General features: G+C 72.4%; 28 protein-coding genes. 12 read left to right on the top strand and 16 right to left on the bottom strand.

All coding sequences use genetic code 11. The annotated features are described in order from the left end of the window. Positions 1-47: 47 nt before the first annotated feature. The 4 genes from ACQZOG_RS22595 to miaA all read right to left on the bottom strand — a co-directional run bounded on the left by ACQZOG_RS22595 (position 48) and on the right by miaA (position 5,298). A complete protein-coding gene (locus tag ACQZOG_RS22595; RefSeq protein ID WP_033277007.1) occupies positions 48-2,222 on the bottom strand; it encodes a RelA/SpoT family protein in 2,175 nt (724 codons plus the stop codon). A gap of 296 nt (positions 2,223-2,518) precedes the next feature. Then, positions 2,519-3,388, bottom strand: coding sequence for a diaminopimelate epimerase (gene dapF / locus ACQZOG_RS22590; protein WP_033277008.1), 870 nt, complete (start codon positions 3,386-3,388; stop codon positions 2,519-2,521). Between the two features lie 359 nt (positions 3,389-3,747). Beyond that, entirely contained in the window at positions 3,748-4,251 is a 504-nt protein-coding gene (locus ACQZOG_RS22585; RefSeq protein WP_033277009.1) for a hypothetical protein, read from the bottom strand. A gap of 108 nt (positions 4,252-4,359) precedes the next feature. Next, a complete protein-coding gene (gene miaA, locus ACQZOG_RS22580) occupies positions 4,360-5,298 on the bottom strand; it encodes a tRNA (adenosine(37)-N6)-dimethylallyltransferase MiaA (RefSeq protein WP_430741751.1) in 939 nt (312 codons plus the stop codon). 181 nt (positions 5,299-5,479) lie between these two features. Here miaA and ACQZOG_RS22575 point away from each other — a divergent pair, with 181 nt between their 5' ends. After that, positions 5,480-5,752, top strand: coding sequence for a hypothetical protein (locus tag ACQZOG_RS22575; protein ID WP_033277011.1), 273 nt, complete (start codon positions 5,480-5,482; stop codon positions 5,750-5,752). A 23-nt stretch (positions 5,753-5,775) separates the two neighbouring features. Then, entirely contained in the window at positions 5,776-6,045 is a 270-nt protein-coding gene (locus ACQZOG_RS22570; RefSeq protein WP_033277012.1) for an antitoxin, read from the top strand. A 68-nt stretch (positions 6,046-6,113) separates the two neighbouring features. Here the strand turns inward: ACQZOG_RS22570 and ACQZOG_RS22565 are convergent, their stop codons facing one another. The 3 genes from ACQZOG_RS22565 to ACQZOG_RS22555 form a co-directional block, all read right to left on the bottom strand. After that, on the bottom strand, positions 6,114-6,827 hold the full coding sequence (locus tag ACQZOG_RS22565; protein ID WP_193456275.1) for a class III extradiol dioxygenase subunit B-like domain-containing protein: 714 nt from the start codon (positions 6,825-6,827) through the stop codon (positions 6,114-6,116). A 61-nt stretch (positions 6,828-6,888) separates the two neighbouring features. Then, positions 6,889-8,415, bottom strand: a complete 1,527-nt coding sequence (miaB, locus tag ACQZOG_RS22560) for a tRNA (N6-isopentenyl adenosine(37)-C2)-methylthiotransferase MiaB (protein ID WP_033277014.1) — start codon at positions 8,413-8,415, stop codon at positions 6,889-6,891. Between the two features lie 72 nt (positions 8,416-8,487). Then, complete coding sequence (locus tag ACQZOG_RS22555) at positions 8,488-9,081, bottom strand: DUF7010 family protein (protein ID WP_033277015.1); 594 nt, start codon at positions 9,079-9,081, stop codon at positions 8,488-8,490. Between the two features lie 189 nt (positions 9,082-9,270). On the opposite strand from ACQZOG_RS22555, the gene ACQZOG_RS22550 reads away from it, so the two are divergent. Beyond that, positions 9,271-10,266, top strand: coding sequence for a TAXI family TRAP transporter solute-binding subunit (locus ACQZOG_RS22550; RefSeq protein WP_058917074.1), 996 nt, complete (start codon positions 9,271-9,273; stop codon positions 10,264-10,266). On the opposite strand, the gene ACQZOG_RS22545 is transcribed toward ACQZOG_RS22550, so the two are convergent. Together ACQZOG_RS22545 and ACQZOG_RS22540 are read right to left on the bottom strand one after the other, a co-directional pair. Next, positions 10,245-11,678 (bottom strand): sensor histidine kinase, encoded by a 1,434-nt coding sequence (locus ACQZOG_RS22545; RefSeq protein WP_203550006.1) that lies wholly within the window; start codon positions 11,676-11,678, stop codon positions 10,245-10,247. The two genes, ACQZOG_RS22550 and ACQZOG_RS22545, sit on opposite strands and share 22 nt — an antisense overlap. A 9-nt stretch (positions 11,679-11,687) precedes the next feature. After that, positions 11,688-12,374 carry a response regulator transcription factor gene (locus tag ACQZOG_RS22540; RefSeq protein WP_037641985.1) on the bottom strand — a complete coding sequence of 229 codons (687 nt, stop codon included), beginning with the start codon at positions 12,372-12,374 and terminating at the stop codon, positions 11,688-11,690. 281 nt (positions 12,375-12,655) lie between these two features. On the opposite strand from ACQZOG_RS22540, the gene ACQZOG_RS22535 reads away from it, so the two are divergent. The 8 genes from ACQZOG_RS22535 to ACQZOG_RS22500 all read left to right on the top strand — a co-directional run bounded on the left by ACQZOG_RS22535 (position 12,656) and on the right by ACQZOG_RS22500 (position 19,339). After that, positions 12,656-13,432: an amino acid ABC transporter ATP-binding protein gene (locus tag ACQZOG_RS22535; RefSeq protein ID WP_033277019.1), complete on the top strand. Its 777-nt coding sequence runs from the start codon at positions 12,656-12,658 to the stop codon at positions 13,430-13,432. 81 nt (positions 13,433-13,513) lie between these two features. Beyond that, the gene (locus tag ACQZOG_RS22530; RefSeq protein ID WP_033277020.1) at positions 13,514-14,350 is read left to right on the top strand and encodes a glutamate ABC transporter substrate-binding protein; all 837 of its coding nucleotides are present in this window, start codon (positions 13,514-13,516) and stop codon (positions 14,348-14,350) included. Positions 14,351-14,434: 84 nt separating this feature from the next. After that, a complete protein-coding gene (locus tag ACQZOG_RS22525; RefSeq protein WP_033277021.1) occupies positions 14,435-15,100 on the top strand; it encodes an amino acid ABC transporter permease in 666 nt (221 codons plus the stop codon). Further along, positions 15,097-16,002 (top strand): amino acid ABC transporter permease, encoded by a 906-nt coding sequence (locus ACQZOG_RS22520; protein WP_033277022.1) that lies wholly within the window; start codon positions 15,097-15,099, stop codon positions 16,000-16,002. The genes ACQZOG_RS22525 and ACQZOG_RS22520 overlap by 4 nt, the downstream gene beginning before the upstream one ends. 291 nt (positions 16,003-16,293) lie before the next feature. Then, positions 16,294-17,934, top strand: coding sequence for an FAD-dependent monooxygenase (locus ACQZOG_RS22515; RefSeq protein ID WP_387787553.1), 1,641 nt, complete (start codon positions 16,294-16,296; stop codon positions 17,932-17,934). A gap of 235 nt (positions 17,935-18,169) precedes the next feature. Beyond that, the gene (locus ACQZOG_RS22510) at positions 18,170-18,256 is read left to right on the top strand and encodes a putative leader peptide (RefSeq protein WP_323807142.1); all 87 of its coding nucleotides are present in this window, start codon (positions 18,170-18,172) and stop codon (positions 18,254-18,256) included. Between the two features lie 103 nt (positions 18,257-18,359). Beyond that, on the top strand, positions 18,360-18,905 hold the full coding sequence (locus ACQZOG_RS22505) for a cysteine dioxygenase (RefSeq protein WP_033277024.1): 546 nt from the start codon (positions 18,360-18,362) through the stop codon (positions 18,903-18,905). Beyond that, the gene (locus tag ACQZOG_RS22500) at positions 18,902-19,339 is read left to right on the top strand and encodes a rhodanese-like domain-containing protein (RefSeq protein WP_051724623.1); all 438 of its coding nucleotides are present in this window, start codon (positions 18,902-18,904) and stop codon (positions 19,337-19,339) included. Before ACQZOG_RS22505 ends, ACQZOG_RS22500 begins: the two co-directional genes overlap by 4 nt. A 33-nt stretch (positions 19,340-19,372) precedes the next feature. On the opposite strand, the gene recX is transcribed toward ACQZOG_RS22500, so the two are convergent. From recX to ACQZOG_RS22480, 4 genes are all read right to left on the bottom strand, one after another. Next, a complete protein-coding gene (gene recX, locus ACQZOG_RS22495; protein WP_033277025.1) occupies positions 19,373-20,182 on the bottom strand; it encodes a recombination regulator RecX in 810 nt (269 codons plus the stop codon). A 3-nt stretch (positions 20,183-20,185) separates the two neighbouring features. Beyond that, on the bottom strand, positions 20,186-21,298 hold the full coding sequence (recA, locus tag ACQZOG_RS22490; protein WP_033277026.1) for a recombinase RecA: 1,113 nt from the start codon (positions 21,296-21,298) through the stop codon (positions 20,186-20,188). A gap of 238 nt (positions 21,299-21,536) precedes the next feature. Then, a complete protein-coding gene (locus ACQZOG_RS22485; protein WP_193468853.1) occupies positions 21,537-22,871 on the bottom strand; it encodes an AI-2E family transporter in 1,335 nt (444 codons plus the stop codon). A 59-nt stretch (positions 22,872-22,930) separates the two neighbouring features. Continuing rightward, on the bottom strand, positions 22,931-23,125 hold the full coding sequence (locus ACQZOG_RS22480) for a DUF3046 domain-containing protein (RefSeq protein WP_033277027.1): 195 nt from the start codon (positions 23,123-23,125) through the stop codon (positions 22,931-22,933). Positions 23,126-23,204: 79 nt separating this feature from the next. Between ACQZOG_RS22480 and ACQZOG_RS22475 the strand changes: the two genes are divergently transcribed. Further along, positions 23,205-24,110 (top strand): hypothetical protein, encoded by a 906-nt coding sequence (locus ACQZOG_RS22475; RefSeq protein WP_359671682.1) that lies wholly within the window; start codon positions 23,205-23,207, stop codon positions 24,108-24,110. 70 nt (positions 24,111-24,180) lie between these two features. On the opposite strand, the gene ACQZOG_RS22470 is transcribed toward ACQZOG_RS22475, so the two are convergent. Genes ACQZOG_RS22470 through ACQZOG_RS22460 form a run of 3 tightly spaced genes read right to left on the bottom strand, consistent with a single transcriptional unit; the run spans position 24,181 to position 26,128 of the window. Beyond that, positions 24,181-24,489 carry an AzlD domain-containing protein gene (locus tag ACQZOG_RS22470; protein WP_006130040.1) on the bottom strand — a complete coding sequence of 103 codons (309 nt, stop codon included), beginning with the start codon at positions 24,487-24,489 and terminating at the stop codon, positions 24,181-24,183. Then, positions 24,489-25,163 carry an AzlC family ABC transporter permease gene (locus ACQZOG_RS22465; protein ID WP_399605515.1) on the bottom strand — a complete coding sequence of 225 codons (675 nt, stop codon included), beginning with the start codon at positions 25,161-25,163 and terminating at the stop codon, positions 24,489-24,491. The genes ACQZOG_RS22470 and ACQZOG_RS22465 overlap by 1 nt, the downstream gene beginning before the upstream one ends. Continuing rightward, positions 25,100-26,128 (bottom strand): AraC family transcriptional regulator, encoded by a 1,029-nt coding sequence (locus tag ACQZOG_RS22460; protein ID WP_351083876.1) that lies wholly within the window; start codon positions 26,126-26,128, stop codon positions 25,100-25,102. The genes ACQZOG_RS22465 and ACQZOG_RS22460 overlap by 64 nt, the downstream gene beginning before the upstream one ends. Positions 26,129-26,195 lie beyond the last annotated feature (67 nt).

Here is a 26,195-nt window from a genome sequence, read left to right as displayed (position 1 = left end):
CCAGGGGCCTGGTCAGGACAGGGGGTCTGGTCAGGGCAAGGGCCGTCTCAGGCGTCCGGTGTCTGCGGCTGCGCCCGGCTCACGTCGTACACGCCCGCCACGTTGCGCATGGCCCGCATCAGGGAGGGAAGCTGAGCGGCGTCCGGAAGCTGCACGGTGTACGTGTGGCGCACCTGTTGCCGGTCCGGCGGTTCCACGGTCGCGGAGACGATCTCCGCTCCCTCGGTGGCCATCGCCTCGGTGAGGTCCGCGAGGAGGTGCGGCCGGACGAACGACTCCGCCATCAGCGTGACCCGGCACTCGGCGCCCTCGCCCCAGCGCACGCCGACCTCGGTGCGGCCGTCGCTCCTCATCCGCTCCACCGCCGGACACTCCGTCCGGTGCACGGTGACGGCTCCTCCGCGCACCACGAATCCGGTGACCTCGTCGGGCGGTACGGGCGTGCAGCAGCCGGCCAGCCGTACGGTCGCGCCGTCCCGGTCGACGAGCACCTGGGCGGCGCCGGGGCGTCCCGGGTCGGTGTCCTCGGCGCCGGAGGGCTGGGGGGTCTCCGTCCCGGCCGTCCTGGTGGGCTCGACGTCGTCCGCCAGGGAGCGGGCGTCGCCGTCCTCCGCGCTGGGGTGCGCGGCGAGCCATCGCTGGATGGCGATGCGGGCCGCGGGGGTGGTGGCGTGGTCCAGCCATTCGCGGGACGGCGCGGAGGCCGCGTCCTGGTCCATGAGCAGCTGGACGGTGTCCCCGTCCTTGAGCACGGTGCTGAGCCTGGCCAGCCGCCCGTTGACCCGGGCGCCGATGCAGGCGTGCGCGTCCTCGCCGTACTGCGCGTAGGCGGCGTCCACGCAGGTCGCCCCCTCGGGCAGGCCCAGGGTGCCGCCGTCGGGGCGGAAGACGGTGATCTCCCGGTCCTGCGCGAGGTCCTCGCGGAGCGTGGACCAGAAGGTGTCGGGGTCGGGCGCGGCCTGCTGCCAGTCGAGCAGCCGGGACAGCCAGCCGGGGCGGGTCGGGTCGACGCGCTCGCCGTCGCCCGCGGACTGCTCCTCCGGCGGCGCGGCGTACGGGTTGCCGAGCGCGACGACGCCCGCCTCGGCGACCTTGTGCATCTGGTGGGTGCGGATGAGGACCTCGACGACCTGGCCGTCGTCGCCCGCCACCGCGGTGTGCAGCGACTGGTACAGGTTGAACTTGGGGACGGCGATGAAGTCCTTGAACTCCGAGACCACCGGCGTCATACAGGTGTGCAGCTCGCCCAGCACGGCGTAGCAGTCGGCGTCCTCGTTCACCAGCACCAGCAGCCGGCCGAAGTCGGCGCCGCGCAGCGGGCCGCGCTTGCGGGAGACGCGGTGCACGGAGACGAAGTGCCGTGGCCGGATGAGGACTTCGGCCGGGATGTCGGCCTCCCGGAGCACCTTGCGGACGTCGTCGGCCACGTCGGCGAGCGGGTCGTCCTCGCGGGCGGCGTTGCGGAGGATCAGCTCGCGGGTCGTCTCGTACTCCTCGGGGTGGAGGATGGCGAAGACCAGGTCCTCCAGCTCCGTCTTGAGCGCCTGGACGCCGAGGCGTTCGGCGAGCGGGATGAGCACGTCACGTGTCACCTTGGCGATGCGTTCCTGCTTGGCGGGACGCATCACGCCGAGAGTGCGCATGTTGTGCAGCCGGTCGGCGAGTTTGATCGACATCACGCGGACGTCGTTGCCGGTGGCGACGAGCATCTTGCGGAAGGTCTCGGGCTCGGCGGCGGCGCCGTAGTCGACCTTCTCCAACTTGGTGACGCCGTCGACGAGATAGCGCACCTCCTCGCCGAACTCCTCGCCCACCTGGTCGAGGGTGACGTCGGTGTCCTCGACGGTGTCGTGCAGCAGCGAGGCGGTCAACGTCGTGGTCTCGGCGCCGAGTTCGGCCAGGATGAGGGTGACGGCGAGCGGGTGGGTGATGTACGGCTCGCCGCTCTTGCGCATCTGGCCCCGGTGCGAGGACTCCGCGAGGAGGTAGGCGCGGCGCAGCGGTTCGAGGTCGGCGTCGGGATGGTGGGCGCGGTGGGCCTCGACGACGTGGCCGATGGCGTCGGGCAGCCGGTCGCGGGCGGAGGACGACCCCAGCAGGGCGGCGCGGCCCAGCCGGCGCAGGTCGAGCCGGGGGCGGGACTTGCGGCGCGTCCCGGCCGGTGTGACGTGACCCGGTGCGAGCGGGCCCGGGGTCGCAGGTTTCGCGGCCTCCGCGTTCATGAGCACCTCCGGCTGCGTGGATCCGGCGGACGGCGCCCCAGGGCGGACTCGGGCCTGGGGGACGGCGTTGATCCCCCGTCCGGGCCGGTGCTTGATGCTATCCAGCCGCGAGGGGCCGGACCGGCCGCCTCCGGCCGACCGTGAAACGGATCACTCCAAAGAGCGACGGGTCGTTCACGGTCGTTTTCACGCCATCGGGTAAGCGGTGTTCCACGATCTCGCAGCCTCACACCCGCTCCGGCCTGCGGATCGACGGCGGGGCGGGGCGGAGGGCGGAAGATCGTGCAGCGCATCGTTCAGCCGAGGGCGTTCTCCAGCCACTCGGCCTCGATCGCGCCCTCGGCGACGATGACCGCGGGACCGGTCATCTCGATTTGGCCGTCCGGCTGTTCGGTGATCACGAGGGTGCCGCCGGGGAGGTCCACGGTGTACGTCACCGGCAGGCCGGTGTCGCGCGGATCGACGCCGTCGCGGCGGGCGGCGGCCACGGCGACGGCGCACGCCCCGGTGCCGCAGGAGCGGGTCTCGCCGACCCCGCGCTCGTGCACGCGCATCGCGACGTGCCGAGGGCCCCGGTCGACGACGAACTCCACGTTGACGCCGTCCGGGTAGGCGGCTTCCGGGGCGAAGGAGGGCGCGGTGAACAGACTGCCGGCGTCGGCCAGATCGGCGACGAAGGCCACGGCGTGCGGGTTGCCCATGTTGACGTTGCGCGCGGGCCAGCCGCGCTCGCCCACGGCCACGGTGACGTCGCCCTCGGGGAGGACCGCGCGGCCCATGCCGACGGTGATGTCGCCGTCCTTGGCGATGTGCACGGTCTTCACCCCGCCGCGCGTGGCGATCGCGAGGTCGCCCTCGCCGACGTGCCCGGCGTGCTGGAGGTAGCGGGCGAAGACGCGCACGCCGTTGCCGCACATCTCGGCGACGGATCCGTCGCCGTTGCGGTAGTCCATGAACCACTCGGCCTCGTCCGCCATGGCCCGCGCCTCGGGGTGCGCGGCGGACCGCACGACGTGCAGCAGCCCGTCGCCCCCGATCCCCGCACGCCGGTCGCACAGCACGGCGACGGCCGCCGCTGGCAACTCGACGGCGTTCTCCGGGTCGGGCACGATCACGAAGTCGTTCTCCGTACCGTGCCCCTTGAGGAAGGCGATCCGCGTGCTCATTCCTCGATCCTACGGGGTGGGAGCGGGGTGGCGTCGGGGGCTGTGGACAACGTCCCGCGGGCCCCGGAGCCGCGGGCTTCCGCGCGCGAGCCGAGCCGTGGGGGCGGCGCGGACGGCCTCCGGCGCCAAGCGTCGCGGAGGCGGCGAAGAGGACGCGCGCGTGGAGGTGGGCGCGGAGAGCCGCGATTCTTCGGCACGGCGCCCCGCAGGGCAGGAGCGGGGGTTCGACACCGTCCGGGTCGCGGGGATCATGGAAGGCGTTGAGGAGTCCCGCGTCGCGGGACCGCGGGAGGCGTTGAGGAGCTCCCGCGTCGCGGGGATCGCGGGAGGCGTTGAGGAGTCCCCCCTCGAGGGGGCCCTCAGCGGAGGCGGGCCACTCGCCAGACCGCGAGGGCGACCACCGCCGCGACCATCACCGCGTACGCGGCCACCACGCGCCAGTCGGACTTGCGGTCCGAGCCGCGGGCGGTCAGGCCCGGCCAGGTGTAGCCGACCTTGCGGGCGGCCATCATGCCCCAGCCGGCCGCGCAGGAGCAGATCAGCAGGCCGAGCATGGCGATGACCGCGCCGCTGTCGCCGAAGTCGAAGGCGAGCGGGAAGGCGAACATCAGGGAGCCGAGCGCGCCGAGGGCGACGATCGGGGCGAGCTGCCAGACGCGCAGCCGGCGCTGCGGGCGCAGCTCGACCTCGACCTCGTCCCCGCCGGTGAACATCTCCTCCGGCTCGGGACCGTCGTCGGTCACACCGCCCTGCGTCTCCTCGGGCCCGTCGGGGCTGAGACGCCCGGTCTCCGGCTCCGGGGCATCCCGCTCGGTGGTGAGGTGCTCGGTGCTGTGTGCGGTGTCGCGAGGGCCGGCCTCCATCGCCACGCGCCCTCCCAACTTAGGACTCCACTGGTCGATCGAAGCTTGATGATGGCACGGCGTCGCAGGCCCGGATGACGGCCTGGGCGTCCCGATGCCAGGACGTGATCAGGCTGTAACCGGTCGTTCGACCAACGCCATCGCGAGCTGCGGGAGCTCCCCCAGGTCCGCCGCGGCCCCACTCAACCAGTGCACCCGGGGATCGCGCCTGAACCATGAATCCTGACGGCGCGCGAAGCGCTTGGTGGCACGGACGGTCTCGGCCCGCGCCTCCTCCAGGGTGCACTCGCCGGCAAGTGCGGCGAGCACCTGCTGGTAGCCGAGGGCGCGCGACGCCGTACGCCCCTCGCGCAACCCCTGCGCCTCGAGTGCGCGCACTTCTTCGACGAGTCCGGCCTTCCACATCCGGTCGACCCGGCGGGCGATCCGCTCGTCGAGTTCGGGGCGGGCCACGTCGACGCCGATCTGGAGCGTGTCGTAGACCGAGTCGTGGCCGGGGAGGTTGGCGGTGAAGGGCCGCCCGGTGATCTCGATGACCTCCAGCGCGCGGACGATACGGCGGCCGTTGCTCGGCAGGATCGCGCGGGCCGCGTCGGGGTCGGCCGCGGCGAGCCGGGCGTGCAGCGCGCCGGAGCCGCGCAGCGCCAGCTCGTCCTCCAGGCGCGAGCGGACCTCCGGGTCGGTGCCGGGGAACTCCAGGCTGTCGACCGCGCCACGGACGTACAGGCCGGAGCCGCCGACCAGGATCGGCCAGCGCCCTTCGGCGAGAAGCGCGTCGATCCGTCCCCGGGCCATCCGCTGGTACTCGGCGACGGAGGCGGCCTCGGTGACGTCCCAGACGTCGAGCAGGTGGTGCGGAACACCGCCGCGCTCCTCGGGCGTCAGCTTGGCGGTGCCGATGTCCATCCCCCGGTAGAGCTGCATGGAGTCGGCGTTGACGACCTCACCCCCCAGCCGCTGGGCGAGAAAAACGCCCAGATCGGACTTTCCGGCCGCGGTGGGACCGACGACGGCGATGACGCGGGGGGCATGGGGTGCGCTGCTCACCGATCCAGTCTCCCAAACCTCACGGGCCGCTCTCGATCGGGTTACGTGACGCGAGGTCCGCCGGGTCGTTGCCCGTTCGAGGTTCCTGCCGCCGCATCACGGCGGCGCTCGCCCGGCTCACACGGATGGACACACCGGGCTACGCGGAATTTCGCCCGCACGAGTAACGTATGGAGTGGATATGGGCGTTTTTGCACGACTTTTTCGGAGGTCGAAGACCACGGGAGAGACAGCGGCGGCCGAGGCACGGACCGACGGGGAGAAGACCGGGGCCGGTACGGACGACACGGCGGCGACGCCTGGGTCCGAGACCGCGGCCGACGAGGCGAAGGCCGCCTCCGAGACCCCGGTGAAGGAGTCCGACGAGGCCGGCGTCACGGAGAGCGTCGACATCCCGAAGCAGCAGTCCGGCAAGGCCGCCGACACCGAGGCCGGCGAGGGCGCCCGCACGTAGCGTGCCGCGAGGAAAGGTTCATCATGGGTCTCCTGGACAATCTCAAGGCCAAGATCGGCCCTGCCAAGGACAAGGTCTCCGGCCTCGCGCAGCAGCACGAGGACAAGATCCAGCACGGCCTGGAGAAGGCGGCGCACACCGTCGACCGGGGAACCAAGGGCAAGTACAGCGACAGGATCCAGTCGGGCACGGGAAAGGCCAAGGAGGCCGTGGACCGCTTCGCGCGCAAGAACGACTCCGGTCCGGACGCGGGCGGCACCACGCCGCCGGCCGGGCCGCCGCCCGCCTCCTGAGCGGCACGAACGGCGGACGGCCGAGGCCTCGCGCCTCGGCCGTCCGCCGTTCGTTCACCTCCGCGCGCCTACGACCAGGCGGCGACCACGTACCCCACGCCGTACGGCGCGTCCTCGTGGAGCAGCACGCCGGACAGGGCGGCGCCGCCCTCGGCCGCCCCCGCGAGCACCTGCCAGGGAGCGCGGCCGGACACCTTGAGCTCACGCGACACCCCGGGGTCCAGCGCCCGCAGCGCGTCCGTGTCGGCCGAGCCGAGCGCGCGGGCGATCTCCGCGTCGTAGGGCGCCGCGCGTTCGTCGAGGTAGCCGGGCGCCTTGAGGGTGCGGCAGGCGCTGGCGTCGCCCATCACCAGCAGCGCCACCCGGTCGGCCCGGCCGGCCAGCCGCCGCCCCTCCGCGAGGCACGCGTCCGGCGCGAAGGACTCCCCCACGCCCCGCCCTTCGACGGGGGCATCGGCCCACCCGATCCGCCCCAGCAGCCAGGCGCCCACGGCGAGCCCGTAGGGCAGTTCCCCGCCGGCCGCGCCGTCGCCCTCCCCCAGCCGTACCCCCAGGTCGACGCCGAACCGGCGGAAGGAACCCGGGGTTCCCGCGGGGTAGTCGCGCGTGCCGGCGCCGTCGTCCGGGCCCACGACCACCAGCAGGTCGGGGCGGGCGGCGGCGAGCACGCCGAGCGCGTCCGTGCAGGCGGCGCGCGCGGCGTCCAGCTCCGGGGCGGCGCCGGCGGCGACCTCGGGCACGAGCAGCGGCGGGCAGGGGCAGGCTGCGGCGGCGACAAGCATGATCAGCAGCCTACTGCGGCCGTACGGACCCGCCCGTCGGGGCGGGTCCTGGGCGGCGGGGTCAGTCGACGGCGCAGCCGCCGGTGACCGCCGGGAGCGGCTCGGGCACGCCCACCTTGGGCAGGCCGAGCAGCACGCCCGCGGGCTTGGCCGCCTTCTCCGCGGTGCGCTTCTCCCAGGCGTCGCCCGCGCGGGTGCGGCGGACGTCGAGGACGGGGCCCTCGGCGAGGAGGTGGTGCGGTGCCGCGTAGGTCACCTCGACGGTGACGATGTCACCGGGGCGGACCTCCTGCTCGGGCTTGGTGAAGTGCACCAGGCGGTTGTCGGGGGCGCGGCCGGAGAGGCGGTGGGTGGTGTCGTCCTTGCGGCCCTCGCCCTCGGCGACCATCAGCTCCAGGGTGCGGCCGACCTGCTTCTTGTTCTCCTCCCAGGAGATCTCCTCCTGGAGGGCGACGAGCCGCTCGTAGCGCTCCTGGACGACCTTCTTGGGGATCTGCCCGTCCATCTCGGCGGCCGGGGTGCCGGGCCGCTTGGAGTACTGGAAGGTGAACGCCTGGGCGAAGCGGGCCTCGCGGACGACGTGCAGCGTCTGCTGGAAGTCCTCCTCGGTCTCGCCGGGGAAGCCCACGATGATGTCGGTGCTGATCGCCGCGTGCGGGATGGCGGCGCGAACCTTCTCGATGATCCCGAGGAAGCGCTCCTGCCGGTAGGAGCGGCGCATGGCCTTGAGGACCGGGTCGGAGCCGGACTGCAGCGGCATGTGGAGCTGCGGCATCACGTTGGGCGTCTCGGCCATGGCGGCGATGACGTCGTCGGTGAAGTCGCGGGGGTGCGGGGAGGTGAAGCGGACCCGCTCCAGGCCGTCGATCTTCCCGCAGGCGCGCAGCAGCTTGCTGAACGCCTCGCGGTCGCCGATGTCGGAGCCGTAGGCGTTGACGTTCTGGCCGAGCAGGGTGATCTCGGAGACGCCCTCGGCGACCAGCGCCTCGATCTCGGCGAGGATGTCGCCGGGGCGGCGGTCCTTCTCCTTGCCGCGCAGTGCGGGGACGATGCAGAACGTGCAGGTGTTGTTGCAGCCGACGGAGATCGACACCCAGGCCGCGTAGGCGCTCTCGCGGCGGGTGGGCAGCGTGGAGGGGAACGCCTCCAGCGACTCGGCGATCTCGACCTGCGCCTCCTCCTGGACGCGGGCGCGCTCCAGGAGCACCGGCAGCTTGCCGATGTTGTGCGTGCCGAAGACGACGTCCACCCAGGGGGCGCGCTTGACGATGGTGTCGCGGTCCTTCTGCGCGAGGCAGCCGCCGACGGCGATCTGCATGCCGGGGCGGCTCGCCTTCTTCGGGGCGAGGTGGCCCAGGTTGCCGTACAGCTTGTTGTCGGCGTTCTCGCGCACGGCGCAGGTGTTGAACACGACGACGTCGGCCTCGCCGTCGGAGCCCTCGGGGGCGCGGACGTACCCGGCGTCCTCCAGCAGCCCGGACAACCGCTCGGAGTCGTGGACGTTCATCTGACACCCGTAGGTGCGAATCTCGTAGGTCCTGGTCGGGAGAACGTCCACGGCGGGGCTCCGGTCACTGCTGCTGGTCATGGCAACAAGGGTAGGCGTTTCCCGGACCGGTTCCGGCCGGTGTTCCCCCTCCGCCCGGTACGGCCAGGTGGCTCAGCCGCGTACGGCCAGGTGGCAGGCGGAGCCCCAGAGGACCGCCGCGCAGGCCAGACCCACCACGACCCGCACGGTCTCGGCGGACTGACCGGTCAGGACCAGCACGGCGCCGACGACCGCCACGGCCGTCGTCAGGGCGCCGGTCCACCGGTACTGCCACTGGTCGTAGAGCCGGGCGAGCGGGAAGAAGTGCAGGCCCACGACGAGCGCGATGCCGACCGGGATGTACGCCGGGCGTCCGGAGGCGTTGGCCGCGGCGATCACGGCGACGACGGCCAGCAGTTCGACGCCGTTCACGATGCCCACCCCGCGGGCCCAGTTCGGGGGCAGGTCCACCGTCCGGGGCGAGGGCCGTGCGTCCTTGCGGAGACCGAGGTACAGCGCGACCGCCGTGACCGCGAGCGCCGCCGCCTCGACGGCCACCGGCACCACGTCCGTCGCCGGTCCGGTGCCGGAGGCGCCCGCGAAGGCCCAGGCCAGCGCGAACACGGACAGCACGACGGTGCCCCGGCGCCGCAGCTGCCGGGTGAGCGCGAGGCACTCGGCGTCGGAGGCGGACGGCGTCGGCGCGGACTCGGTGGAGGACGTCATCGATGGAGGCTACAGCGATCGCGTCAACTCGGCGCGGGCTTTCCCCACTTCGTGGTCCGCGTCCTCCACGGCCGGCTCTCCTGCCCCTGCCGCGGCGGTACCGCCCCCACGTCCGGCACCGAGTCGGGTCGCCCTGTCCTGTGAGTTCCGCCCTGGTCAGCCGGGCACCGGGCTGGCAGGATCGCGGCCATGTCCCACGTGCTGTCCCGCATCGGCAGGCGGCGGGCCCTGCGGGGCGCGGCCGCCGGTCTCGTGGTGCTCGGGCTGCTGCTGTGGTGGGCGGCGCCGTGGCGCGAGGAGGCGCCCGGCGGGACGATCACGATGAGCACCGGCACCCGCGCCGGCGTCTACCAGAAGTACGGCGAGCTGCTGCGGACCGCGCTCGGCAAGAACATGCCCGACCTGGAGGTACGGCTGGAGACCAGCGACGGCTCCTGGGAGAACGTCCGCCGGGTCGCCACCGGGCAGGCCGACTTCGCCCTCGCGGCGGCCGACGCCGTGGAGACGTACCGGCAGGAGGGCCGCACCGGCGCCGAGGGGCTGCGCGGGGTGGCGCGCCTGTACGACGACTACGTGCAGCTCGCCGTCGCGCCCGGCTCGGGCATCCGTACCGTCGCCGACCTGCGGGGCAAGCGGGTCGCCATAGGGCCGCCGAAGTCCGGGGTGCGGCTCATCGCCGACCGGGTGCTGCGGGCGGCCGGGATCGACCCGGAGCGGGACATCGTCCCGTCCGCGGACGGCATCGATACCGGGCCCGGACGTCTGGGGCACGGCCTGGACGCCTTCTTCTGGTCGGGCGGGCTGCCCACCGACGGCCTGAAGAAGTACACGGAGGACTCCGCGCTGCGGCTGGTGCCGATCGACGCCTCCCTGATCGCGAAGGTGCACGACCAGGGAGGCGCCGCCCGCCACTACCGCGCGACCAGCATCCCGGAGTCGGCCTACCCGGGGAGTCAGCACGGCTCGGCCGTGCCGACCATGGCGGTGTCCAACCTGCTGATCACGCGCGCGGACGCCGACCCCCGGCTCACCGAGTGGCTGACCCGGGTCGTGCTGAAGAGCCGTGACGGCATCGGCGCCCATGTGCACTCCGCGCAGCTCGTCGACGTGCGCACCGCCATCTACACCGACCCGCTGCGGCTGCACGAGGGCGCCCGCCGGTACTACCGCTCCGTCAAGCCCTGACCGTCCGCCTCACCGGCGGGGGCGTTGCGCGGCACGCTCACGGTCACCCGCAGCCCGTGCGGCTCGTGCCGTTCGTAGGTGAGGGAGCCGCCGCCCGCGGCGAGCAGCGCCCGGGAGATGGACAGGCCGAGGCCCGAGCCCTTGACGTTCTGGTGCCGTCCGCTGCGCCAGAAGCGGTCGCCGACGCGGGTCAGCTCCTCGTCGGTCAGTCCGGGTCCGTTGTCGGTGACGACGACGGTCGCCGTGTCGCCGTTGGAGGCGACGGTCACCTCGACGCTCTCGCCGGACGGCGTGAACTTCACCGCGTTGTCGATGACCGCGTCCAGCGCGCTGGACAGCGCCACCGGGTCGGCCCACGCGGTGGTCGCCGGGCAGACGCCGGTCAGCGTGACGTCCTTGGCGTCGGCGGACGGCGACCAGGCGGCGACCCGCTCGGCGGCCACCGCGCCGATGTCGACGATCCGCAGGTCGGGCGCGCTGTGCTCGGCCAGGGCCAGGTCGAGCAGGTCGTCGAGGACCTGCGCCAAGCGTTTGCCCTCGGCGCGCACGGACGCGATCTCCTCGTTGTCCTCGGGCAGCTCGAGGGCGAGCAGCTCGATGCGCAGCAGCAGCGCGGACAGGGGGTTGCGGAGCTGGTGGGAGGCGTCGGCGACGAAGGCGCGCTGCTGCTCCAGCACGTTCTCGACGTTGTCCGCCATCTCGTTGAAGGAGCGGGCGAGGCGGCGCAGCTCGGGTGGTCCGCCGGCCTCCGCGACGCGGGACTTCAGCCGGCCGGTGGCGATGTCGTGGGTGGTGGCGTCGAGGACGCGTACCGGGCGCAGCACCCAGCCGGTGAGCCGGAGGGCCGCGCCGACGGCCAGCAGCATCGCGGCCGCTTCCCCCGCGGCGATGACCATCCAGCCCTGGAGGATGCGGGACCGCATCTGCCCGGTGGGCGAGTCGGTGACCACGACCGCGACGACGTCGCCGTCCCGGATCACCGGTGAGGCGACCACGAGCGTGCTCCGCTGCCAGGGCCACACCTGTTCGGGGTCGTGGCTGCGGCGGCTGAGCAGCGCCTCCTCGAAGGCGTCCCGGACCTCGCCGGCGCGGGGCAGGAAGAAGTCGTCGGGGGCGTGCGCCATGGGGGCGTCGTTGCGGTAGAAGACGCCGGCGCGGATGCCGTAGACCTCGTAGTAGCTGCGCAGTTCGGCGCTGAGCGTCTCGCGGCGCTCGTTGACGTCGTTGCCCGAGGTGTCGGCTGGCTCGGTGACGAACTGGGCGAGGGCCGCGAAGCGGGCGGTGTCGTCGATGCGGTCGACGACGACCTTCTGCTGCTGGGCGCCGGCGAGGCTCACCGCGAGCGGCACGCCGAGGGCGAGCAGGACGGCCGCCATCAGGACGATGAGCAGCGGCAGCAGACGTGTGTGCACCCGGCCCCGCTACGCCGTGGGCGCGACGAGCCGGTAGCCGACGCCGCGCACGGTCTCGATCAGGGCGGGCATGCGCAGCTTGGAGCGCAGGGAGGCCACGTGCACCTCCAGGGTGCGGCCGGTCCCCTCCCAGCTGGTGCGCCACACCTCGCTGATGATCTGCTCCCGGCGGAAGACCACCCCCGGCCGCTGCGCCAGCAGCGCGAGCAGGTCGAACTCCTTGCGGGTGAGCTGGACGGGCGTGCCGTTGACGCTGACCTGCCGGGTGGGCAGCTCGATGCGCACCGGGCCGAGGACCACCTGGGTCTCCGTGGAGCCGGTGGCCTCCTCCTGGGCGCTGCGCCGGCTGACGGCGTGGATCCGGGCGAGCAGTTCCCCGGTGTCGTACGGCTTCACGACGTAGTCGTCGGCGCCGAGGTTGAGGCCGTGGATGCGGGAGCGTACGTCGGAGCGCGCGGTCACCATGATCACGGGGGTGCTGGTGCGCTTGCGTATCTTGCCGCAGACCTCGTACCCGTCCTGGTCGGGCAGGCCGAGGTCGAGCAGGACGACGCCGAAGCCGTCGCTCTCGGGGACGAGTGCCTGGAGGGCCTCCTCGCCGCTGCGCGCGTGGGTGACGTCGAAGCCGTGCCGGGCCAGCACGGCGGACAGGGCCGCGGCGACGTGGTTGTCGTCCTCGACGAGCAGCAGTCTCACCAGGGCCCCCTTCGGTTCATCGGCCGTTTGTCCGGTGTGTCCATCATGGGCACACCGGGGTGCACCTTGCAGTCACGCCGATGAGGGACGACCACGTCAAGAGGGTTCCGGTTGCGCTTCGGTACCGGTGCCTCGCGCGGACGCGTTCCAGCTCACAAGTGCTACGACAGGTGTCCGATTGCTATCGGATCGTGATGCTCAGATTCCCCTCAGATGTAATGACGCAGGTCTGAAGGGTTACTACTGTCCTCCGAAACCGAGGAGGACGGAGCCTAGGAGCGATGACCGAAGTATCGGTGGCCAAGGAAGATGAGGCCGCGACCGGCGATCTGGTCGTCCTGAAGAGCGTCAACAAGCACTTCGGCGCGTTGCACGTTCTCCAGGACATCGACCTGACGATCGCCCGTGGCGAAGTCGTCGTGGTCATCGGACCCTCCGGGTCCGGCAAGTCCACCCTGTGCCGCACCATCAACCGTCTGGAGACGATCGACTCCGGCTCGATCACGATCGACGGCAAGCCCCTGCCCGCCGAGGGCAAGGCGCTCGCGAAGCTCCGTGCCGACGTGGGGATGGTCTTCCAGTCCTTCAACCTGTTCGCGCACAAGACCGTGCTCGAGAACGTGACGCTCGGACAGGTCAAGGTCCGCAAGAAGGACAAGAAGGAGGCCGAGGAGCGCGCGCGTGCCCTCCTCGACCGGGTCGGCGTGGCCGCACAGGCCGACAAGTACCCCGCACAGCTCTCCGGTGGTCAGCAGCAGCGCGTCGCCATCGCGCGGGCCCTGGCGATGGAGCCCAAGGTCATGCTCTTCGACGAGCCGACGTCGGCTCTCGACCCGGAGATGATCAACGAGGTTCTCGAAGTCATGCAGCAGCTCGCCCGTGACGGCATGACGATGATCGTCGTGACCCACGAGATGGGCTTCGCGCGTTCGGCCGCCAACCGCGTGGTGTTCATGGCGGACGGCCGCATCGTCGAGCAGGCGACGCCGGACCAGTTCTTCAGCAACCCGCGCAGCGACCGTGCCAAGGACTTCCTGTCGAAGATCCTTCACCACTGAGGCGCGGCGCAGCGCCCCTGCCGACCCGCGTCACCGGACATTGACCGGTCCGCATCACTTCACCAGTCAAAGGATGTGCACATGAAGCTCCGCAAGGTCACCGCCGCCTCGGCCACCGTCTTCGCCCTCGCCCTGACCGCCACCGCGTGCGGGGGTGGCGACGGCGACAACGAGTCCTCGGGCGGCGGCAAGGACAAGATCACGATCGGCATCAAGTTCGACCAGCCGGGCCTCGGCCAGAAGACCCCGCAGGGCTACGCGGGCTTCGACGTGGACGTCGCCACCTACGTCGCCAAGAAGCTCGGTTACGAGGAGAACCAGATCGAGTGGAAGGAGGCGAAGAGCGGTGACCGCGAGACCATGCTGCAGCGCGGCGACGTCGACTTCATCGCCGCGACCTACTCGATCACCCCGGAGCGCGAGGAGAAGGTCGACTTCGCCGGCCCGTACCTGCTCGCCCACCAGGACGTGCTGCTCCGCGCCGACGACGACAAGATCAAGTCGCCGGAGGACCTGAACAGCGCCAAGCTCTGCTCCGTCACCGGTTCGACCTCCGCGCAGAACGTCAAGGACAAGCTGGCGCCCAAGGCCCAGCTGCAGCCGTACCCGACGTACTCGGCCTGCCTGCCCGGTCTGCAGAACGGCGCCGTCGACGCGCTGACCACCGACGACTCCATCCTCGCCGGTTACGCCTCGCAGCCGCAGTTCAAGGGCAAGTTCAAGCTGGGCGGCTTCAAGATGACGAACGAGAACTACGGCATCGGCGTCAAGAAGGGCAGCGACCTCAAGGACAAGATCAACAAGGCCCTTGAGGACATGGTCTCCGACAAGTCCTGGGACAAGGCCGTCAAGGACAACTTCGGTCCGGCCAACTACCAGAACGAGCCCGCGCCGAAGATCGGCGACATCAAGAGCTGAGGCAACGCCTGACGGAGTGCGCCGCCGCCCGACCGCGGCGGCGCACCCGGGTCGGCATCCATACACGCGGAAGCGCGGGAGATCGTGTTCGATTTTCTTGAAGATTACGACCTGCTGGGGGCCTTCTGGACGACGGTGCAGCTCGCTGTGCTCTCCGCCGTCGGCTCCCTGATCTGGGGCACCCTGCTGGCCGCCATGCGCGTCGGTCCGGTGCCGTTGATGCGCGGCTTCGGGACCGCGTACGTGAACATCGTGCGGAACATCCCGCTCACCGTCATCATCCTGTTCACGTCGCTCGGCCTCAACCAGACCCTGGGCATCTCGCTCGGCGCGGACGACTTCGAAACGATCAACTTCCGGCTCGCCGTGCTCGGCCTCGTGGCGTACACGTCGGCCTTCGTCTGCGAGGCGCTGCGCTCCGGCATCAACACCGTGCCCGTCGGCCAGGCGGAGGCCGCCCGGGCGCTGGGGCTGAGCTTCAACCAGGTGCTCGGCCTGGTCGTGCTGCCCCAGGCGTTCCGTTCGTCCGTGGGCCCGCTCGCGAACGTCCTCATCGCCCTCATCAAGAACACCACGGTCGCCGCCGCCATCGGCGTGGCCGAGGCGGCGCTGCTGATGAAGGAGATGATCGAGAACGAGGCCCAGCTGCTGCTGATCTCCGGGATCATCGCGTTCGGCTTCGTGGTTCTGACGCTGCCGACCGGCCTGTTCCTCGGCTGGGTGGGCAAGAAGGTGGCGGTGAAGCGATGAGCTCCGTTCTCTACGACGCCCAGGGCCCCCGCGCGAAGCGGCGGAACATCATCTTCACGGTGGTGTTCCTGCTCGCCCTCGCCGCCCTGCTGTGGTGGGTGTTCAGCACCCTCAACGACAAGGGCCAGCTGGAGTGGGCCCTGTGGGAGCCGTTCTTCACCGGCACCGAGGCCTGGTCCACCTACATCTGGCCCGGCCTCCAGAACACGCTGAAGGCCGCCTTCCTCGCGGTGATCATCGCGATGCCGCTCGGCGCGGTCCTCGGCATCGCCCGCCTCTCGGACCACGCGTGGGTCCGCGTCCCGGCCGGCATCGTGGTGGAGTTCTTCCGCGCCATCCCCGTGCTGGTCCTGATGATCTTCGGCCTGGCGCTGTTCGCCGAGTACACGGGCGTCAGCTCCGACGACCGTCCGCTGTACGCGGTCGTCACCGGCCTGGTGCTCTACAACGCCTCCGTCCTCGCGGAGATCGTGCGCGCCGGCATCCTGTCGCTGCCCAAGGGCCAGTCCGAGGCCGCGATGGCGATCGGCCTGCGCAAGAACCAGCTGATGCGACTCGTCCTGCTGCCGCAGGCGGTCACCGCGATGCTCCCGGCCATCGTCAGCCAGCTCGTCGTCATCGTGAAGGACACCGCCCTCGGCGGCGCCGTCCTCACCTTCCCCGAGCTGCTCGCGTCGGCCAACACCATGAGCGGCTACTACGGCGCCAACGTGATCGCCAGCTTCACCGTGGTCGCCGTGCTCTTCATCGCGCTGAACTTCGCCCTGACGACGTTCGCGAGCTGGCTCGAGGCGCGCCTGCGCCGCAGCAAGCGCGGCACGGGCGCGGTGCTCGGCGCCGGTGACGTCGACGACATCAACGCGGCCGAGGTCGGCGGTCCGCACAAGACCGACGGCGTCTGACGCACGACCCCTTCCGTACATGACTGTGGCCCGCCGGGAACGGCGGGCCACAGTCATGTCGGTGACCGGCCGTCGTCACCGTGACGGAAGAGCGATGCGCCGTGGGCTCATGTGATGAACTGTCACATGCTGGGACCTCTCCCGCGGCAGCTCATGATCGCCACCGCCCTTCGGTCACTTGACGCAAGCACCGGCAATGGGTTGCATACGTTCTGTGATCGTGCACCCTGCTCCATCTTCCTGTTCCCTCACGTCCTCCCCGACGTCACTCCGAGCAGGGAGCGCCACGCCGTGGACCCGGTGATCGTCGTCGGAGCGGGGCCCGTCGGGCTCACGCTGGCACTGGCGCTGGCGCGTCAGGACGTGCCGTGCGTGGTCCTGGACGAGGGGCCGGGCAAGGACGAACCCCGTCCCGCCCGCACCGTCGTGCTGCGCGAGGACACCGCCGCGCTGATGGAGCGGCTGACCGGTCTGTCCCTCGACCACGCGGGGTTCCGTTGGGCCGGATGGCGGTCGATGCGGCGCAAGCAGGTGACGAACGAGGTCGGCTTCGAGGACGCCGAGGCCGCTCCCCTGCACATCGCCCAGCACGTCCTGACCGGCGCGCTGCGCGCGGCCCTGGAGAACGAACGGCTCGTCAAGATCGCCGTGGACAGCAGGCTGGACACCATGGAGCAGGAACGGTCCGGCGTCACCGCCCACACCCGGGGCGCCTCCGGCACGTGGTGGCGCGGGAGTTACCTGGTCGGCTGCGACGGCCCCCGCTCCACCGTGCGCAAGCTCCAGGACATCCGCTTCCCCGGCCGCACCGCGGTGGAACGTCACGCCGTCGCCGCCCTGCGCACCGAACTCCCCTGGCAGGACGAGGCGCTGCTGCACCGCTCCCCGCCGTGGCGCACCTCCGGCCCCTCCGCCGGGGAGATCATCGCCCGCCCGCTGCCGGACGAGGTGTGGCGGCTGGACTGGCTGCTGCCTCCCGGCAAGGACCTGGTCACCCCCGAGATGCTGCTCACCCGCATCCGCGAGACCCTGGCCGGCTGGAACGGCGGCACGGTGCCCCCGTACGAACTCCTCGACACCGGCGTGCACACCGTCCACCACCGGCTCGCCCGGCGCTGGCGGGCCAAGCGCGTCTTCCTCGCCGGGGACGCGGCCCATCTGCTCGGCGCGCTGGGCACCCACGGGCTGGACGAGGGGCTGCGCGACGCCGACAACCTCGCCTGGAAACTGGCCCTCGCCTGGCACCACGGCCCGCACGAGGCACTGCTCGACAGCTACCAGACCGAGCGCCGCGCCCTCGTCGCCTCCCGGCTTCGCGCCGCCGACCAGGCCCTGCCGCTGCTGCGCGGCGGAGGAGGACTGCGCACCTACGTCCCCGGCTCCTCGCGCAGCCTGGACACACTGCTGATGGACGGTCACCTCGGGCGCGGAGCGCTGGGCTCGCCCGGCACGTACGCCGACTCGCCCCTCGCGCCCGGCCGCCTGGAGGGCGAGGCCCCGGTCGCCACGGCCCCGGGTGCGACCGTCACGGATGTGATCGTCACCGCCGAGGACGGCACCTTCGTCCGGCTGAGGGACCGGCTCGGGCGGGGTGCCCTGCTGGTGGTGCTGGTCGCGCCGGGCACGGGGGTGTGGGAACGCCGTCACTGGGTGTCCGCCGGGATCATGCCGCGCCTGGCGGCCGCCGTCTCCGCGCTGCCGCACCGCGCGGAACTGCTGGTCGCCGAGAGCTATCCGGGCGCCGCGGCCCACACGGTCCTGCTCGTCCGCCCCGACGGCCACCTCGTCACGGCCCTGAGCGGTGTCCGCCCGGCGGACATGTACGCGGCAGCGGAAACGGCCCTGGGCGGGCCGGCGACCGGAACGGCGTCGAAGGCAGGCGCCGACGCCCAGGCAGGGGCCCGGGAGGACGCGGGGGCCGGGTCACGGTGAGGCGGGGGCACTGAGCGCAGCTTCCTGGGCGGCGGGGCATGGCCCACTGCAGTGCCGCGGCACGCGCCCCGCCCGCACCTCACCGCGACCACCCACACCCGGCGCACGCCCGCCCTGCCGCGCCCGGCGCATCCCCGCCCCCCGGGCGCACACGCCGGAGCGTCCTCTCCACGCCGACGTCCACATCGTGGCGACCGGTTGAACCAGGCATCGGTCGCATGCTGTACTCCCGCTCATGACCGACACCCGTGTGCACCTCTGGCGGAGGGTCCACATGGACCTCCTCCGCTACGCGGGCTGCGTGTGTCGCCCGTCCTGTTGATTAGCGACGTTCCCCCTTCTTTCCGCGCGCCCGCCCTGACCGTCCCTCCCGGACGATGTCGTCGAGGCGCGCGTCCCGCGACCTCACCTCCAGGACGGTGCACATGTCTGTCTCCCCCGCTGCCCCCGCCCACGCTCCTGCGGCCGTCTCCGCGTCCGCGCCGACGCAGGCCGAACTTCTCGACTTCGTACGGCGTGCCGTCGCCGACGCCGAGCTGATCGCCTCGCTCCCCCTGGACCCCGAGGGGCGGACCTGGGTCCGGCTCGACGGGCCGGGCGGCAGTGAGGCCTGGCTGATCGGCTGGCCGCCCGGCACCGGCACCGGCTGGCACGACCACGCGGACTCCGTCGGCGCGTTCATGACCGCGTCGGGCGAGCTGAAGGAGAACTCGCTCGCCGTGCGGCTCCCCACCGACGGCTGGACGACCCTCGAACTCACCCAGGGCGTCGACCGCGAGCGGCGGCTGGCGACCGGACAGGGCCGCGCCTTCGGCCGCCACCATGTGCACGAGGTGCTGAACGAGTCGACGGACCGGCACGCGGTTTCCGTGCACGCCTACTACCCGCCGCTGCCGCGCATCCGCCGCTACAGCCGCACCGGCCCCACCCTGCGTCTGGAGCAGGTGGAGCGCCCGGAGGACTGGCAGTGAGCGGGCCGGCAACCGAAGGGTACGCAGGCCAGCACGGCGGTCGGCCACCCGGCATCGACGAGTTGCTGGAGCGCGTCCGCGCCGGATACACCCGTGTCGAGGCGCAGGAGGCGTACGACGCCTGGCGGTCCGGGGACGCGCTGCTCGTGGACATCCGCTACGCCGCTCTACGGGAGCGGGACGGGCTGATCCCCGGCGCGCTGGTGGTCGAGCGCAACGAACTGGAGTGGCGGCTGGACCCGCGTGGCAGCCACCGCCTTCCCGAGGCCGCCCACCACGGCCTGCGCGTGGTCGTGGTCTGCAACGAGGGGTACGCCTCCAGCCTGGCCGCGGAGTCGCTCCAGCGGCTGGGGCTGCGCCGGGCCACCGATCTGGTCGGCGGCTTCCAGGCCTGGCGTGCGGCCGGGCTGCCGGTGACGACGGCAGCCGCGTAGTCGGGGAGCGCCCGGGTGCGTCCGGGCGCTCGCTCAGTACCCCTCGTCGCCGAGGAACTCGGTGTCCTCGCCCTCCTCCTCCAGCGCCTGGCGGACCACGCGCAGGGCGAGACCCTGCGGGTAGCCCTTGCGGGCGAGCATGCCGGCGAGGCGGCGTATCCGCTTGTCGCGGTCGAGTCCGCGGGTGGCGCGCAGCTTACGGGCGACCAGTTCGCGGGCGGTCTCCTCCTCCTGCTCGGAGTCGAGCCGGGAGACGGCCTCGTCGATCAGGGCGGAGTCGACGCCCTTGGTGCGCAGTTCCCGGGCGAGGGCGCGCCGGGCCAGCCCTCGGCCGTGGTGCCGGGACTCCACCCAGGCGTCCGCGAAGGCGCTGTCGTTGATCAGTCCGACCTCCTCGAACCGGGACAGCACCTCCTCGGCGGCCTCGTCGGGGATCTCCCGCTTGCGGAGGGCGTCGGCGAGCTGCTTCCGGGTGCGCGGGGTCCCGGTGAGCAGCCGCAGGCAGATCGCCCGCGCCCGCTCCACCGGGTCCCCCGGAGTCTCCTGCCGCTCCGCCCTCACCGAGTCGGAGGCGTCTCCGTCCGCCGTGGCCGCCTCGCCGAACGAGCTGCGTCGGCGCCCACGTCCACCGTGCGGCCCGCCGTCACGCGAGCCACCCGTCCGTGCCGTACGGCCGCCGCGTCGCCGGCCTCCGCCACCGCCCGCTTCCGGGAGGCCGGGGTCCGCGTCGTCGTACGCCGTGTCACCGCCGACGGCCGGGGCTTCGCCGCCCACGGCGTCCCTCCCCCGTGGGACACCGGGAGCGTCGTACTCGTACTCGGCCCAGTCGGTTCGTCGGGTCACGGGTCAGCTCTTGGCCGCCGCGGCCTTGGCCTTGGATCCCTTGGCCGCCGGGGCCGGCACCGCCGCGGGCTCGGCCGGAGCGGCGGCGTCCGCGCCCGCCTCGGCAGCGGCCTCCTCGGGCCGTACGCCGACGCCCAGCTTCGTGAGGATCTTCTTCTCGATCTCGTTGGCGAGGTCGGGGTTGTCCTTCAGGAAGTTGCGGGCGTTCTCCTTGCCCTGGCCGAGCTGGTCGCCCTCGTACGTGTACCAGGCGCCGGCCTTGCGGACGAAGCCGTGCTCCACGCCCATGTCGATCAGGCCGCCCTCGCGGCTGATGCCCTGGCCGTAGAGGATGTCGAACTCGGCCTGCTTGAAGGGCGGCGCGACCTTGTTCTTCACGACCTTGCAGCGGGTGCGGTTGCCGACCGCCTCGGTGCCGTCCTTGAGGGTCTCGATACGGCGGATGTCGATGCGCACGGAGGCGTAGAATTTCAGCGCGCGGCCACCGGTCGTGGTCTCCGGCGAGCCGAACATCACGCCGATCTTCTCGCGGAGCTGGTTGATGAAGATCGCGGTGGTCTTGGACTGGTTGAGCGCGCTGGTGATCTTCCGCAGGGCCTGGCTCATCAGACGGGCCTGCAGACCCACGTGGCTGTCGCCCATCTCGCCCTCGATCTCCGCGCGGGGCACGAGCGCCGCCACGGAGTCGATGACGATGAGGTCGAGGGCGCCGGAGCGGACCAGCATGTCCACGATCTCCAGGGCCTGCTCGCCGTTGTCCGGCTGGGACAGGATGAGGTTGTCGATGTCGACGCCGAGCTTCTTCGCGTACTCGGGGTCGAGGGCGTGCTCCGCGTCCACGAACGCGACCTGGCCGCCGGCCTTCTGCGCGTTCGCCACCGCGTGCAGGGTCAGGGTCGTCTTACCGGAGGACTCCGGTCCGTAGATCTCCACCACGCGGCCGCGCGGCAGGCCGCCGACGCCGAGGGCCACGTCGAGCGCGGTCGACCCGGTCGGGATGACCTCGATGGGCTCCTTCGACCGCTCGCCCATGCGCATGACCGCGCCCTTGCCGAATTGCCGTTCAATCTGTGCGAGCGCGGCGTCGAGCGCCTTCTCGCGGTCGGTTCCTGCCATGGGTTCCACCCGGTTTGCTTGAGTCGATCGCTTCACGTCAAAGACGCTAACGCCTGCCACTGACAACGCGCCCCGACGCACGTCCGGCCTGTGGATAACCCGGGCTCATATCCGCCCCGACTGGGGCAGAACGCCCGGCGTTGAGCCTCACCGGCTCCTCCATAAGAATAGATGTTCGATTTTCGTGTCAAGCCGCACCGCCGGGGTGCGCACCCGCGATGTCAGAAGCCCCGGCGCCTCAGGACGCCCCGGCCGTCCCGCCTTCACCGGGCCCGGACGCACCGGAGCCGGGCGCGCCCGCACCGGCAGCCCCGGCCCTCGCCTCCGACGACCCGGCACCGTCGTCCCCCGGACGCCGCTGGGCCCACAGCCCCCGGACCCGCCGGCCGATGGCGCCCGCCCCGCCCGAGCCGCGATGCCCCAACACCCGCGGGTCGTCGGTGACGTCGTACCGCTTCACGTACGCGCCGAGGAACGCCTGGAGCGTGGCCACGGCGGGAATGGCGATCAGGGCGCCGACCGCGCCGAGCAGGGCCGTGCCCGCGATGACCGAGCCGAAGGCGACCGCCGGGTGGATGTCGACGGTCCGGGCGGTCAGCTTGGGCTGCAGCACGTAGTTCTCGAACTGCTGGTAGACCACCACGAACACCAGCACCCACACCGCGTACCAGGGCGCGACCGTGAAGGCGATCAGCATGGGCAGCGCGCCCGCCAGATACGTGCCGATGGTGGGGATGAACTGCGAGACCAGACCGACCCACACGGCCAGCACGGGCGCGTAGGGCACGTCGAGGAACTCGAGCAGGACGTAATGCGCGAGGCCTGAGATGAGGGCCATCAGGCCGCGCGAGTAGAGGTAGCCGCCGGTCTTGTTCACGGCGATCTCCCAGGCGCGCAGCACCTCGGCCTGCCGGGCGGGCGGCAGGACGGAGCAGATCGCGCGGCGCAGCCGGGGCCCGTCGGCGGCGAAGTAGAACGAGAACAGGGCGACGGTGAGCAGCCGGAAGAGCCCGCCGAGCACCTGGGCGGACACGTCCAGCACACCGGTGGCGCTGTTCTGCACGTAGTTGCGCAGCCAGTCGGACCGCAGCAGGTTCTCCTGGATGTCGACGCGCCGCAGTTCGGTGTGGAAGTGGTTGTTGATCCAGTTGATCACCGAGTCCAGGTACTGCGGGAAGTCCTCGACGATCTTGATGATCTGCTCCGCGAGCATGGAGCCGAGCAGCGTGACGAAGCCCGCGCCCACCACCAGGACGCCCACGAAGACGAGGAAGGTACCGAATCCCCGGCGCACCCCGCGCGCGGCCATCCAGCTCACCGCGGGTTCCACGGCGAGCGCCAGGAAGAACGCGATCAGGACGTTGATCAGCAGCCCGGTGAGCTGGTGGAAGGCCCAGCTGCCGAGCTGGAAGACGGCGATCAGCGCTAGCGCGAGCACCATGGCGCGCGGCAGCCATCGCGGCATCCGGGCGCCGGTGCGGGGATCGGGGTCCGCCGGCGGGCCGGCGGGCGGGGGCGTGCCGGGCACGGTCGTGTTCTGGCCCGCGGGCCCGGTCTCGTCGGTGGCTGCCACGCCCCAAGTCTCACCCACGGCCACGACAACTGTCCGCTCCCGTGGGGCTCATGTGACGATCAGCGCAGTTCCCGGGGGACGTCCATGACGGAGCAGACCACCTGCCAGACGTCCTTGGCGTCCCAGCCGGCCGCGAGCGCCTCGTGGACGGTCCGTCCGCCGAGTTCGGACATCACATGGTCGCGCGCGAAGGTGTCGGCGTACCCCGCGCCGAAGTACTCCGACATGCGCTCCCAGAAAACCGTCAACCGCATGCCTCCAGTATCCCGCCTGCGAGGGTGGCACCCTGCCACGGGCCCTGCGGGGCTCCGCCGTGCCCCTACGGTCGGTGCCATGGCCGACACCGCAGCCGTACCGCTCACCCCGGCGTCCCCTCCGCGCGGCACGCTCGCGCGTGCGGAGCGCTTCGTGTGGCTCACCGCGCGCGTACTGGAGCAGCGCCTGTTCGCCCGTCACTTCCGCGACGGCGCCGCGGGACCGGTGGAGACCGCCCTGGATGCGTACCGGAACGACGACGGCGGCTACGGTCACGCCCTGGAGCCCGCCCTGCGCGGACCCGCGAGCCTGCCCGCGCACACGGCACGCGCACTGCTTGTGCTGGACGCGGTGGGGCGCTGCGACGCGCGCCGCGCGGAGGACGTGTGCCGGTATCTCACGTCCGTCTCGACGGCGGAGGGCGCGCTTCCGGCCGTGGGCACGCTTGCGAGCGGCGGTGGGGCGGCCCGTCTGCCCGGCTCGCTGTCGGCCACCGCGCCGGTGGTGGGGCTGCTGCACCGCAACGAGGTGTGGCACCCGTGGCTGTTCCGCGCGACCGACTTCTGCCGACAGGCCGTGGAGTCGCTGGAGGCGGCGCGCCCCGGTGACGTGGAGGCCGCGGTGCTCTTCCTGGACCACGCCCCGGACCGTACGCGCGCGGAGGCCGCCGCCGACCGGCTGGGCCGCCTGGTACGCCGGGAACGGCTGGTGGCGCTCGACCCGGACGGCTCGGGTCACGCCCCCGGCGCGCTCCCCCACGACTACGCGCGCACCCCGGACTCTCTGGCGCGCGCGTGGTTCACCGACGCGGAGATGGAGCGTTCCCTTGACGCCCTCGCGGCCTCACAGCAGGGCGACGGAGGCTGGCCCGCCCGCCGGCTCCCGGGCGCCCCGGATCTCACCCCGGGCGCGCTCCTGGAGAGTCGCTCCATCGCCACGATCGAGGCGTTGCGCACTCTGACCACGTACGGGCGCCTGGTCTGAGCAGACCCGGGCGAAGCACCACTCACCTCGGCCGGACGCAGCCTTCTCAAGAGCCCGGCGGCCCTCCGTCTCACCCTCCCAGCGCCCGCACCCCCGCCGTCACGAGCACGGCCGCCGCCACCACCAGCAGGAACGGCGCGCGCAGCAGGAGCGCCACGGCCGCGGCCGCCAGACCGGCCGCGCGCGCGTCCAGCACCAGGGCGCGGCCGTCCGCGAAGGCCTGCTGGGCCGTGAGGGCGGCGAGCAGGGCGACGGGGAGCAGCGCGGCGAGGCGCCGGACGAGAGGCCGTTCGAGGACGCCGGCGGGCACCAGCAGCCCGGCGAGCTTCACGGCGTAGCAGCCGACGACGGTCAGACCGATCGCGAGCCAGATGTTCATCATGCCTCCTCCCCGTCACCGCGCGACGCGTTCCTGCGACCGTGCGCCCACAGGACGACCGGTGCCGCCAGGGCGGCCACCAGGACCGGGACGCCGGCCGGCAGCACGGGCAGCAGGCCGAGCCCCAGCAGCACGGCGACCGCGGCGACGGCCCGCTCGGTGCCGGTGCGCAGCATGGGGGCGAGCAACGCCAGGAAGACGGCGGGACCGGCCGCGTCCAGGCCCCACGCCTTGGTGTCCCCGATGGCGTCCGCGCCCAGCGCGCCGAGCAGCGTGGTGAGGTTCCACAGGACGTAGAGGCTGAGTCCGGTGACCAGGAAGCCGAGGCGGGCGGCGCGCCGGGTGGGCTGGGCGAGCGAGACGGCGGTGGTCTCGTCGATCACCCACTGCGCGGCGAACGGCCGCACCGCGCGGGGCAGCGCCAGCAGCTGCGACAGTCGCAGCCCGTAGAAGGCGTTGCGCACGCCGAGGAAGAACGCGCCCGCGGCGGCCGTGACGGCGCCTCCGCCCGCCGCCAGCGCCCCGACCAGGGCGAACTGGGAGGCGCCGGTGAACACCAGGAGACTGAGCGCGCAGGTCTGCAGCAGGCTGAGCCCGCTGCCCGCCGAGGTCACGCCGAAGGCGAACCCGGAGAGTCCGACGGCGACCCCGACGCCGAGGGCGTCCCGTACCACTGCGCCGTCCGGCTTCCCTCCGCCCTCGGAGGGCGCGCCGTCTCCGGCACCGGACCGTATGTCCGTGTGTTCGTGCTCTGCTGTCCGTTCCACTGCCACACCCCGGACGGTACGGAACGTTCCCCGCGCGCGTCTTGTACGTTCTTGCGCTCGCGCTGGTAGGCGCCCGGCGGGACGCCGACGATGCGGCTGAAGTGCCTGTTGAGGTGCGGCTGGTCGGTGAACCCCACGGTGACGGCCGCTTCGGACGGTGCCGTGCCGGCGTCCAGCAGCAGCCGGGCGCGCCGTACGCGCGCGTCGGTGAGCCAGGTGTGCGGGGGCATGCCGTAGGTGTCGCGGAAGGCGCGCAGCAGGGCGAACGGGCTGGTGCCGAGGTCGGCGGCGAGCTGCTCCAGGGTGGGTGGCGCGGCCATGCGCTCCTCGAGCACGGCACGCGCGCGTGCCGCGGTCCGGGCGCCGGCCGTGCGGACCTCGCGTCGGGGCAGCGTGCCGCCGTTCAGCCGCAGCAGCCGGGTCACCGCGACCCGCAGCAGGGTGTCGGCGGCGAGCGCGTTGCCCTCGTCGGTGGCCCGCAGCACCTGGTGGACGAGACGGACGGTGTACGGGTCGTCCAGGACCGGGGTGACGAAGCCGGGGGTGCCGCGCAGGGTGGTGGTCTCGGCGGCGATCGCGGCCACGACGTCCGGCGACGGGTAGACGGCACCGTACTGCCAGCCCTCGGGGACGCCCGCCCGGCCGGTGTGGGGCGTGTCCGGGTTCACCAGGGCGAGGGCGCCCGCGCCCGCGTACTGGTCGCCGCTCCCGTGGTGGAAGACCTCGACGCCGTCGGCGATGGCGGCGATCACGAAGTGCTCGTGGGTGTGCCGGACGAACGACTTGCGGATGTAGCGGGCGCGCAGCAGGTCGACACCGGGCAGTTCCTCGTACCGCCAGTGCCGCGCCCGTTCCTCCCGTGTCTCCGCCATACGGTCATTGTCACGCGGACCGCCGGGGCGCCCGGACCGGCGTCACGCGGCCCCGCCCGACGCCCCG

It is taken from the genome of Streptomyces sp. P13-3-3 (assembly GCF_050571355.1).
Lineage (GTDB): Bacteria > Actinomycetota > Actinomycetes > Streptomycetales > Streptomycetaceae > Streptomyces > Streptomyces althioticus.
Note: the sequence above shows the minus strand (reverse complement) of the source record. Positions and strands in the feature narration are given on the sequence as shown.